This window comes from Agromyces sp. GQ35, assembly GCF_059758475.1.
On record NZ_JCAXEO010000001.1, the window covers coordinates 479,548 to 490,584 of the forward strand.

The following is an 11,037-nucleotide window of genomic DNA, read 5'->3' on the forward strand; positions in this document are numbered from 1 at the left end:
CTCACTGACCTCACCGATCGGATGAACTCCCACTCGTTCGCTTTCTGGCGCCGCGCACGCGCGCACCTCACGCGCGCAACTCACGCGACGGCGACAGGTCTTCGTTCGAGTTGGTCGGCGAGGCGGGTGGGGGATTTCGTGGCGGGGTGCCAGGTGCCGCCGGGGTCGAGCCATGCGGGTGGGCGGATCTGGGGTGTGCCTCTGGTCATGCGGATGGCCCAGCCTGAGGTGTCGATCGTGCGGTGGTGGAACCAGCACAACAGCACCCCGTTGTCAGGATGCGTCGGGCCGCCGTCGGCGTCGGGGATGACGTGGTGGATCTCGCACCAGGATGCCGGCACCTGGCAGCCCGGGATGAGGCAGCCGCCGTCGCGGAGGGTGATCGCACGGCGCTGATGGGGAGTGAAGCAACGTTCCGGTGAACCGAGCCGGATGATGCGGCCGGAATCGTCGAAGGTGACCTGTTGCGTGCCGCCGGTGCACATGAGTTGCCGGGCGGCACGCAGCGACACGGGAATGTCGATGCCGTCGGCATGCGCACCACCACGCCCGGTGTGTAGGTCAGTGGCGCGGACGCTGACGAGGACCGTGGGCGCGGCACCGCCGATGCTGGGATGCTCCCCCGAACGGGCAGCGGTCTGGATGATCGCGGCGATGACGTCGTGGCGTTGCTGGTCGGCGGTGCGGGTTTCGCCGTTGGCGGCGATATCGGCGCGTTCTTCGGCGGTCATGAACCCGCCACCCGACCGGGGCGCCAGATGCGCGTCGAACAACCGGGTGAGGCCTGCAGCGACTTCGGGCAGGAGCTCACCGGTGACCGGGATGAGCCCGTCACGGGCGCGTCCGATGCGGAACCCCCGGCGCCGCATCGCCCGCTCGTCGTCGGGTTCGGGGCCGTCTTGATCGAGGAACACCGCCCACGCCTGCGCCTGCACCCGCAACTCATCCGCCGTGCACCGCACCGGATACGCATCACCCGACCCGAGGGCCGCGGCGACCAGCTCACGCTCGGCGGTCTCGAGCGCGACCGGGTCGGCGACTCGGCGGGTGGCGTCGAGTTCGCGGATGATCGTGCCCGCAGCATCCACCCCCAACTCACCACCGGCCAACGCCGCAGCCACCAAAGCAAACCGTGCCGGCACCGGCTCACCGGTCAACCCGACACCAGGCCGGGTCGCCACACCCAGAGCAACACGTCGCCGTGCTTCACCGCTCGACACCTGGGTGACCCGTTCGAGCAGCTCGCCAGCAGTGCGGCATCCGCGGCGGGTCGAGAGCCGCTCGGAGCCCAACTCGACCCGCGACCGCTCCGCAACCTCCCCGGCACACGCCGCGCGGTGCGCGTCGATCACCCGGCCCACGACTTCGAACGCGGCAGTCGCCGCGAGCAGCTCGTCATCAGACCAGCCCGCGACATCACCGACGCCCACCACGTCGAGGAGGGTAGTGCGCACCCCGTCGAGGGTCGCGGCGAGTTCGGTCATGACCCCAGTCTGCCGCCACCTACCGACATCCGAACCGACCCCGATGAACCACAAAACAGCAGGTCACCCTGTGAATAACTCCACCCGAACACCACCTGTGGAGGACAAGTCGCAGCACCCCACCGATACGATCGCGACATGCGCTTCGCCTTCACCGCCGAGATCTACGAATGGACGGCGCGGAAGAACTGGTTCTTCGTCGACGTGCCGCCCGAGCCGGCCGCCGACATCGCCGACCAGCCGCGCATGCCGCGCGGCTTCAACTCGGTGCGCGTCGTCGTCACGGTGGGCGCGACCACGTGGAAGACCTCGATCTTTCCGAGCGGCGAGGTCTACGTGCTGCCGATCAAGCGCGCCGTGCTGAAGGCCGAGGGCATCGGCGAGGGCGACGAGATCGCCGTCGACCTCGACGTGCTCGACGGCTGACGAGGCGGTCCGGCGCCGGGTCGCCCGCGAGCACTCCCGCGGCGTCGCGAGCACTCCCGCGGCGTCGCGAGTTCACCCGCGAGCTCGCCCGAAGCTCTCCCCCAGAGCTCCACCCGACCTCGTAGGCTGAGCCCCATGAACGCGGAACTCCGGGACCCGGTTCGACGCATGCTCGAGACCGTGCTCGACGACGTTCGACCACTGGCCGAGGGCGAAGTCGCCACGTACATCCCCGAGCTCGCAACCGTCGACCCCGACCAGCTCGGCGCCGCACTCGCGAGCACCCACGGCGGCGTGCACGAGGCGGGCGACTGCGACGCGACGTTCACGATCCAGTCGGTGTCGAAGCCCTTCGTGTTCGCGCTCGCCGTCGACGCGCTCGGCCTCGCCGAGGTGATCCGGCATGTCGGCCTCGAACCGAGCGGCGAGCCGTTCAACGCGATCAGTCTCGAAGAGACATCCGGTCGCCCCCTCAACCCGATGATCAACGCGGGCGCGATCGTGACGACCTCGCTCATCCGCGGCGACACGGCCGACGAGAAGTTCGCCGTCGTGCGGGCGGGAATCGAGCGGTTCGCCGGCCATGACCTCGCGGTCGACGACGACGTCTACGCATCCGAAGCAGCCACCGGCGATCGCAATCGGGCGCTCGCCTACCTCGCGCAATCGGCGGGCACGCTCGCGTCGACGGCGGATGTCGCGACGAACGCGTACTTCCGCCAGTGCGCGCTCACCGTGAACGCGCGCGACCTCGCCATCATGGCCGCGACGCTCGCGACGGGCGGCGTGAACCCCGTGACCGACGAGCGCGTCATCAGTGAAGACGCCGCCCGCTGGACGATGGCCGTCATGACGAGCTGCGGCATGTACGACGCATCCGGCGACTGGCTCGTGCGGGTCGGGCTGCCCGCGAAGAGCGGCGTCGGCGGCGGCATCGTGGCGGTGCAGCCCGGACAATTCGGCATCGGCACCTTCAGCCCGCGCCTCGACGCCCGCGGCAACAGCGCGCGCGGCGTCGCGACCCTCGAGCTGCTCTCTGAACGGCACGGCCTGCACATGCTGCAGCACCACGGCGCGCCGCTCTCGCCGATCGCCTCGCTCGAGCGCAGCGGCGACGACACCGTCGCGATGCTGCGCGGCGAGATCTTCTTCGCGGGCGCTGAAGAGGTGCTCGCGCGCCTCAGCCCCTTCGTCAACGACGACGGATGCCTCGTGCTCGACTTCACCGACGTGACGCGTGTCGGCGACGGCTCGAAGCGCGTCTTCGCGGCCGCACCCACCACCGTGGGGCTCACGCGAGACGGGCGCCCGCGCGTCGTGGTGCGCGACCCCGAGGGCGTGCTCGACTGAGGCGAGCGCTGCGCTGCAGCTGCCCCTGCCGCTCCCGCTCGCCTACCGCTACCGCTCGCCTACCGCTCGCCGAGCAGCAGCCCGCGCTCGGCCGCCTCGCGACGCACCGTGTCGATGAAGTCGCCGTACGCGTTCTTGCTCTTCGCGTAGCCGATCGCGCCGCCCTTGACCGCGCCGAGCGCACCGTCTTGGTCGAACCGCAGCCACGTGTTGCCGTGCGGGTCGACCCCGATGTCGAAGGTGAACGTGATGTGGAAGTTCTTGCCCGCCATCGCCCCCAGCAGCAGCGTCTTCGTCAGGTTGCCGCGCTCGAGCTTGATGCTGCCCTGCGTCGGCTGCGTCGCCTCGTAGCCGAGGCCCTGGGCGATCGCGACGACGACCGGAACGGTCTGCTGGTCGTTTCCGGAGAGGATGAGTTCGGGCATGGTTTCGGGCTCCTTCAGAAGTCTGGCCAGATGACGATATCGCGTGCAGCGCACGCCGCACATGGTGAGCCCTGCCCATGTGCAGGCGGAGCCGTCAGGATCCGCCGCCGTCGCCTCCACCGCCCCCGTCGAAGCCGCCACCTCCGAAGCCGCCGTCGAGACCGCCGCCACCGAATCCGCCGGCACCTCCGCCGCCGTCGTAGAAGTACCCGCCGCCCCATCCCTGGTTGTCGGCGATGAGCGGCACGCCGAACCGCGCGTCGTCCTTCATCCACACGGCCCTGCCGCCGACCCGGATCGGCTGCGACAGCTGGATCCCGAGCAGTGCGATGCACGAGACGAGTCGATCCGCCGAGAATCCCTCGGGCGAGCGGTACCAGGCCGGTGCCGTGCCGGTGCGCGCGGCGACCTCCGCCACGCGCCGAATGGACGACTGCTCGTCGAACAGCACGGCCCACGGGAGCAGTTGCTCGCCGGCAGCCAGGCTCTGAACCGCCGCGACCGCGACGTGGTCACGCAGTTCGTTCGCCCGTTCGCGGAGCCGCATGCCGGCGCCGTTCAACGGGATCCAGCGGGGCAGGAACACGCGCACCGCCAGCGCCACCGCGCCGATGACGATCGCGCTCCAGGCGATGGCGTCGGAGGTGCGATCGCCGAAGCCGAGCGAGACGAACCCCAGGGCGACCCCGAGCGCTCCGCCGATCGAGGCGGCCCGCAAGCGGCGCGCCGGGCGGGGCTCGCGGTAGACCGCCGCGGCGTCGCGGAACGCGCTGCTCGTCGCCGCGGCGAGTCGTGGGTTCGCCGTCACGACACGGTCGACATCGACGGTCGAGCCATACACGGGCAGGCTCGACTCCCCCGCGAGGCCGGGTGAGAGCAGGGCACCGACGATGCCGACCTCGGTGTCACTCGACTCCGCGCCGGCACGAATCGCGAGCGGGTTCGCTGCAGTGAAGACGAGGCGGATGTCCCTGCCACGGCCGTCGCCGTCGACGTCGTGTGTGGCCCGACGATCGTGGATCGCGATGACGCCGTCGCAGGCGAGCTGCATGACGGTCGCCGGCAGCCAGCGCGCCGCCGCCGTACCCGAGACGAATCCGGCGGCGAGCAGGCCCGCCGCTCTCGGCTCGGTGACGGCGAACGCGCCCTCGGCGTCAGGCTTCCGCAGCCACGCCGCGATGAGCGTCCCGACGGCGACGGCCGCGGTCAGCGCTCCGGCGAGCGCGATGATCGGCACCAGCGCGGTGCCGAGCGCGACGTCGCCCGCGGGTGCGGCGAGCGGCTCGGTATCGACGCCTGCCCCCGCCACCTCGACCATGACCTGTCGCAGCGCCGCGACGAGAGTTGGTGCCATGAGCGGAGGCTACTCCCGTCGATTCCTCCTCGCCAGCTGCGACGCGTTCGGCCACGATGGAAGCGTCCATCCCTTCAGGAAGAAACACCATGCGCAGAATCACCGTGACGAACAACGTCTCGCTCGACGGTGTCATGCAGGCACCCATGTCGGCCGACGAAGACACCCGCGGCGGCTTCACCCTCGGCGGTTGGGCGCTCGGCGCGAACGCCGACCCTGAACTCGGCGCCGAGATGGCGAAGGGCATGGCCGACACCGGCGGCATGCTCTTCGGCCACCGCACCTACGACCACATGGAAGCGTTCTGGCCCCACCAGACCGACGGCAACCCCTTCACCGAACATCTCAACACCACCGAGAAGTTCGTCGTGACGCGCGACCCCTCGCTCGAGCTCACGTGGCAGAACTCCACCGCAGTGGTCGGTGAGGCCATCGACACGGTCGCCGAACTCAAGGCGACGGATGCCGCTGACCTCGCGATTCTCGGCAGCGGCGAGCTCGTGCGTGCTCTGGCCGCGGCGGGGCTGATCGACGAGTACGTGCTGATCATCCACCCCGTGCTGCTCGGCAGCGGGCAGCGCATGTTCGACGGGGTGCACCAGCAACTGCGACTCGTGAGCAGCATGACGACCGGCACCGGCATCACGCTGGCGCGCTACGCGCCGGCATCCTGACTCGCCTTCGCGGACTCGGGGCCCGTACCCACTCGAGCGAAATGAATTTCGAGCCCCGTGTCGATCTGAGCGGGCATTCGTTCGACGCATGAGTAGAGGGGCCACCAACGGCGCCCGACGACGAAAAGGATTGATCATGACGCAGTACTTCCTCACCGTTCCGCACGACTCCGCCGAAGAGCCGACGATGGCGTCGATGCAAGAGCTCGACCCTGCCGAGCTCGCCGCAGTGCTGGCCGCAGTCGACGCCTTCAACACGGAGCTGAAGGACGCGGGGGCGTTCGTGTTCGCGGGCGGCCTGTACCCGCCGTCGACCGCGAAGACCGTCGACGCCTCGTCGGGCGAGCCGCGAGTTCTCGACGAGCCCTTCGTGGAGGCGGACGCGTACGTCGGCGGCTTCTGGGTGATCGAAGCGGCAGACGAGGCGGCGGCCATCGAATGGACGACCAAGGCATCGCAGGCACTGCAGGGCCGCATCGAGGTCCGCGCCCTGCAGGAGGCACCCGAGGCGTAGCCACGGGCAGAGCCTGTCGGGGGCTGAGCGCACTGAGCGCTCGGCCCCGAGTGCTGCCCTCACGCACAGGCAACTCGACGGGTGGCGCTCGCAGTGCCCGAGCTTCAGTCGCCGTCGAGGGCGCCCGGATAGAGCTCGTCGAGAAGACCGAGAGCGAGCTCGCGCAGCAGCGCTTCGAGCGACCGTTGCACCGCCTCATCGCCGTCGGCGCGACGGCCCCAGATCAGCGCGAGGCGATCCCGCTCGGCGACGATGGCTTCGACGACCATCGGCCGCCAGTGCGGCGGGTACTCGCCCTCGCGCCAGGCACCGCGCCCGCGCCCGTAGTGAGCCACAGCGAGGTAGCGCAGTAGCGCCGAGGTGACGAGCCCGTCGAGGAACGCCTCCTCCCAGCGCAGGCTCGACTCACTGCGGCCGCGCACGACGTTGACTCCTTGCGCTACGCCCGCCCCGCCGAGTGCACCGAGTATCGCGCCGGCGACCATGCCGGCGCCGAACGTGAGACCGCCGGCCATGAGGTCGGCGCCGAGGCCGGTGAGGGCGCCCGAGACCACACCGCCCAGCGCGGCCGTGCGGGTCGTGTCGAGCGGCTCGTCGACGTGGATGTCACCGGCGACCCGTTCGAGCACTTCGTCGGCCGCGCGCCCCTCGAGCCGGTGGATCGCGATGAGCCGCTCCATGCCCTGCCGCTGGTCGGCCTGCAGGCGGGCAGTCATCTGCTCCGCGGCATCCGTTCGGGCTTGCGATCGCTCCGGGCTCGGCAGGCCCAGCGACCCGCCGATGCGCTTCGCGAGCGACTGCGCCGACGAGCCCGAGCCCGCCCCGTCCGGCAAGGTCACGCGCTCTGACGCAGCCCGCGCGATGGGCCCGGCGAGCGCACCCATCGCCGCGTCGAACTCGCCCATGCGCAGCTCACGCCAGGCGGTCGACAACCGCGCGAAGGCCCGCCCCGAGGCATCCGGAACCAGCGGTTCGATCGCCGCGAAGAGCGTGAACTCCTGCACCCAGCAGCGCGCGAACGCGTCGAACGCGAGCACGTCGCGCACGTTGGTGGAGGGGCCGAGCGCGGCACGCCAGCGCGCGGCATCCGCGTCTTCTACGGAACGCTCGCGCGGCGGACCGGTCTGGTTGAGCAGCACGAGCACGGGCTTGCCGATCCACTCGAGCACCTCGAGCTCGGGGGCGAGGTAGCCGGCGTCGGCGGGCGCCTCGGCCGCGTTCACGAGGTAGAGCACCACGTCGGCCTGCTCGGCGACGTTGCGCACCGCGAGCTGGCTGAGCCACAGCGCGCGGTCTTGATAGCGGTCCCACACCTGCGTCGTGAACCAGCCGATGGGGTTTCGGTTCTGCCGCAGCCGGCGCGCGAGTCGCACGCTGTCGCCGAAGCCGGGGGTGTCCCACAGCGTGAGCAGGTCGCCGTCGGAGGTCTGCACGAGCGGGAACGGCGTCGCCTCGGCGGTGACGTGCGGGGCGTCGCGCACCTCGCCGACGTCGCGCCCGAGCAGCGTGCGCGCGAGCGTCGTCTTGCCCGCGTTGGTGTGCGAGATGAGCGACAGCGACACCGCTCCGGCATCAAGCCCCACCACTCCCGCCGGTCGAGTAGGCGGCGAAGCAGCCGTATCGAGACCCTCACGCGCGTCGGGCGACTCGGATGCCGCGTCGTCGCTCATCCCCGCCCCCTCGCCTCGTTCGCGCCGCCGCCATCATGATCGGATGCCGCAGCAGCAAGCTGCGCCTCGGCCGCGGCCAGATCGGGCCCGGCGAGGTCGACGAACACCGCAACACTCCCGTGCGCCTCGAGCAGCTCGCTCCACGCCGCGCGGCGCTCGTCACGTCGCTGTGCGTCATCGCCCCATCGCGCGAGAAACGCCGACTCGTCGACGAGCACGACGGTGGTTCCGGATGCCGCGGCAAGGCCGGCCCCGCCGCCGCCACCACCGCCGAGCGCCGTGAGGAACGCTCCATGCGCGTCATCCTCGGGCGTGGCCGTGAGGCTGAACAGCGGCAGGCGAATCTCGCCGGCGTCGGTGAAACCGATGCCCGCGGCATCCGTCGCCTGACTCTGCTCGACGTCATCACCCCACGCGACGGGCGCATCGATCGTCGGCGCCGCGTTGCCGAACGCCCGCGCGAGCACGGCCTCGAGCCCCGCCCGCGCCTCGGGCTCGAGGGTATAGCTGTACGGGATGACGCGCACCCGCGCCGGCTCGCCCACCCACCCGGCGACGAGCCGGCAGTAGTACGGCTCGTCGAGCGGCAGCACCACGCGCTTCGCCCGGCGCCGCTCGACCAGCCCCGCGACAAGGGCGAGCACGAGCCGCGGCACGATGACGACGGCGGCGACCGTGGCGGCCATGAGGTGCATCCACATCGCGGCGTTCTCGCTCGCGGGCGCCCGGATCGCCTCGATCGCCGCCACGTCGGGCACCGGGATGCCGGTGATCCACGATCCCGGTGCGAACGTCACGGCGAGCAGCGCGCGCACCTGCTCGGCGCCGAGGAACGTGCTCTCCCACGACGCGCGGTACTCGAACGCGAGGCCGCGCAGATAGAGGCCGGCGATCACGCCGAGCGCGGTGGCCGCCGCCGCGAGATGCAGCACGCGTGCGGCGCGCGCTCCGTAGAGTGGCGCGGCGACGCGCGCCCAGTCTCGGGGCAGCGTTGCAAGCACGGTTCGCCTGGCGGCGATCGCAGCATCCACTCGGGTCTGGTTCTGAGGTGCGCGCACCGACGCGATCCGGATCAACACGGACCGCACCGGCCCAGCCGCGCCGCGCCCGAGCACGAGCGGCCGAACGAGCAGCCAGATGTACACGAGCAGGTTCCACGCGACGAGCGCGAACACCGGCGGTGCGAGCAGGTTGATGCTCGACCCACCGCCGATGCGATCGATGAGCAGCCCGAACAGGAACGCGGCGACCACCGTCACGATGCCCACCCACGGCCGCCACCGGATGCCCCGCACCGTACGCGTCACGGCCGGCTGGCGCGTGCCGACGCGCTCGAGCACGAGCTGCGCGCGGCGACTCAGGAACTCGTCGGCGCGCGCCCGCTCCCCCACGATGGTCGCGGCTGCCCGGCTCGCCCACTCGCGGTCGGCATCGGACCACAGCACGCGATCGCGATCAGTCGTCTCAACGGCGCGCGCCGCGGTCGTCTCGAGGGCGGCCGACTCGTCCATATCGCGGAGTCTATGCCGCTGGTGCGGGAGTATCTGCGTTCGCGCGTGCCCGATCGACCGCGGTCGAAGTGGAGGCGGTCGGGGAGGAGGACTTCTTTTTGATCGTCGCCGCTCGTGACGCGGATGTTCAGCTGCCCGCCGGCGGAAACGTGCGATAGGCATGTCATGCATCCACCCGACCGATTCTCTTTCGTTGTGCGAGCAACCGCGCAACGCGTGCAGCAAGCCCGCCAGCGGCCAGGAATTCGGCTAGCGCGTCACTGGCCGCTTGTTCACATCGACGGATCGCTCGATCGGTTGCCCAGATATCAAGTACCCGAAGTCGTGCGCTACTCCAGGCTGGCCAGTGGCCGAACAGCAGTGCAACTGTCGCGCCGAATGCGAGCAACGTCGCGAGCGCGATCCACCAAAGCGACGCCATTGCGAGGACGATCAAGAGCGACGCAAGAAGGACGACGGCGAAGGCTCCGAATCCGAGGAGTGGCCCAGTCCGCCATGCGCCAGGCGTTGAACGATCGACGCCTGCTACTCGCGCGCCCGTCAGAACGAGAGCTGGTAGCGACAGGGCCAGGACGAAAAAGACGCCATCAGCCACGAGCGGCCACGGTAGTTGGAGTACGAGATACACCGCTGGTACGTGAATGAACGGGGTGAGCAGCAACACCTCAAGAGTCGCTCTGGTGCGCCTGCGGGCGTCCGCCGACGCATCCTGTCGCCAACCCACGCCGAGCACTTCGCTCGCTCGTGCCGTCGCATTCGCGAGCGAAAGTTCGGCTCGAGCAAGTCGTTCGGCTGGCGAGAACCGCGGCCCGCCAATCGAGAGTTGCGTCACACCCACCATCGCCCACGCGACTAGGAGTGCGAACAGGTAGGGCGGCCAGTAGACGGGTGCGGTCAGTGGGAGCAACATGCCGTACCCAAAGCCATACGCAAGCGTCATCAGCAGGATGCCGACGATCAGGTCGACCCGACGTAGAAGTGAGCGAGGAATCTCGAGCGTACGCTTTCCCCATTCGGTCAAGACGGAGATTGCAGCGGCCGCGGCAAGCGCGAGGCCCGCTGCCCCCGAAAGCATCGGGAGCATCGTCGTGAGTCCAGGCTCGATACTGGCGACGACGCGCGCAACCGCATCGGTGATCTCGCCACCGTACTGCGCTTGCACAGCTCCGACCATGACAACCACACCGATCGGCACGATGAGGACGTTGACCAGCCAGCCGGACATCATCAACCAAAAGCCATCGGCTCGTTTGGCTGGTTCATTTCGCGAGCTAACTTCACGGTCGCTTGAGATGAGTCGACGACTTGCGGCGGCGGATGTCGTGGATCGCATTTGGCTCCTCAGAGACTTCGGACAACGCCGAAGATTCCGATAGTACGAGCGACCGACGACACTAATGCCTATAGAGGTCTTCGCCTACCTCAGTTGTTCACAACCTGCCGGGGAACTACGCCTAGGCCAACCAGGAACGACCCCAGCACCGCTCACCCTCGGCGGTCCGGAGCCTTGGCTGCCGCCCACAAGCTGCACACGGTGTGGAATCGTCGGAAACGACGAGCCCGAGCTCACGGCGCGCGGATAGGATCAGTCACGCTGGATCGAGGCGGGCGAGGGAAGTGTTGCGTGAG

10 protein-coding genes are annotated in these 11,037 nt (G+C 69.9%); 4 read left to right on the plus strand and 6 right to left on the minus strand.

From position 1 onward, the window contains the following. Positions 1-80: 80 nt before the first annotated feature. The gene (locus AC6CH0_RS02285) at positions 81-1,484 is read right to left on the minus strand and encodes an HNH endonuclease signature motif containing protein (protein ID WP_498098045.1); all 1,404 of its coding nucleotides are present in this window, start codon (positions 1,482-1,484) and stop codon (positions 81-83) included. Between the two features lie 138 nt (positions 1,485-1,622). On the opposite strand from AC6CH0_RS02285, the gene AC6CH0_RS02290 reads away from it, so the two are divergent. Together AC6CH0_RS02290 and glsA are read left to right on the plus strand one after the other, a co-directional pair. Then, a complete protein-coding gene (locus AC6CH0_RS02290) occupies positions 1,623-1,910 on the plus strand; it encodes a DUF1905 domain-containing protein (protein ID WP_498098046.1) in 288 nt (95 codons plus the stop codon). A gap of 135 nt (positions 1,911-2,045) precedes the next feature. Next, positions 2,046-3,260 carry a glutaminase A gene (gene glsA, locus AC6CH0_RS02295; protein WP_498098047.1) on the plus strand — a complete coding sequence of 405 codons (1,215 nt, stop codon included), beginning with the start codon at positions 2,046-2,048 and terminating at the stop codon, positions 3,258-3,260. A gap of 59 nt (positions 3,261-3,319) precedes the next feature. On the opposite strand, the gene AC6CH0_RS02300 is transcribed toward glsA, so the two are convergent. Continuing rightward, positions 3,320-3,685, minus strand: a complete 366-nt coding sequence (locus tag AC6CH0_RS02300) for a hypothetical protein (protein WP_498098048.1) — start codon at positions 3,683-3,685, stop codon at positions 3,320-3,322. Between the two features lie 94 nt (positions 3,686-3,779). After that, positions 3,780-5,039, minus strand: a complete 1,260-nt coding sequence (locus tag AC6CH0_RS02305; protein WP_498098049.1) for a hypothetical protein — start codon at positions 5,037-5,039, stop codon at positions 3,780-3,782. 89 nt (positions 5,040-5,128) lie between these two features. Between AC6CH0_RS02305 and AC6CH0_RS02310 the strand changes: the two genes are divergently transcribed. After that, positions 5,129-5,713, plus strand: coding sequence for a dihydrofolate reductase family protein (locus tag AC6CH0_RS02310; RefSeq protein WP_498098050.1), 585 nt, complete (start codon positions 5,129-5,131; stop codon positions 5,711-5,713). A 136-nt stretch (positions 5,714-5,849) separates the two neighbouring features. Beyond that, positions 5,850-6,227 carry a YciI family protein gene (locus tag AC6CH0_RS02315; protein WP_498098051.1) on the plus strand — a complete coding sequence of 126 codons (378 nt, stop codon included), beginning with the start codon at positions 5,850-5,852 and terminating at the stop codon, positions 6,225-6,227. A gap of 104 nt (positions 6,228-6,331) precedes the next feature. Here the strand turns inward: AC6CH0_RS02315 and AC6CH0_RS02320 are convergent, their stop codons facing one another. From AC6CH0_RS02320 to AC6CH0_RS02330, 3 genes are all read right to left on the minus strand, one after another. After that, entirely contained in the window at positions 6,332-7,897 is a 1,566-nt protein-coding gene (locus tag AC6CH0_RS02320) for a DUF3482 domain-containing protein (RefSeq protein ID WP_498098052.1), read from the minus strand. Next, positions 7,894-9,408, minus strand: coding sequence for a DUF2868 domain-containing protein (locus AC6CH0_RS02325; protein ID WP_498098053.1), 1,515 nt, complete (start codon positions 9,406-9,408; stop codon positions 7,894-7,896). Before AC6CH0_RS02325 ends, AC6CH0_RS02320 begins: the two co-directional genes overlap by 4 nt. Before the next feature lie 163 nt (positions 9,409-9,571). Continuing rightward, complete coding sequence (locus tag AC6CH0_RS02330) at positions 9,572-10,636, minus strand: hypothetical protein (RefSeq protein WP_498098054.1); 1,065 nt, start codon at positions 10,634-10,636, stop codon at positions 9,572-9,574. Between the last annotated feature and the right edge of the window lie 401 nt (positions 10,637-11,037).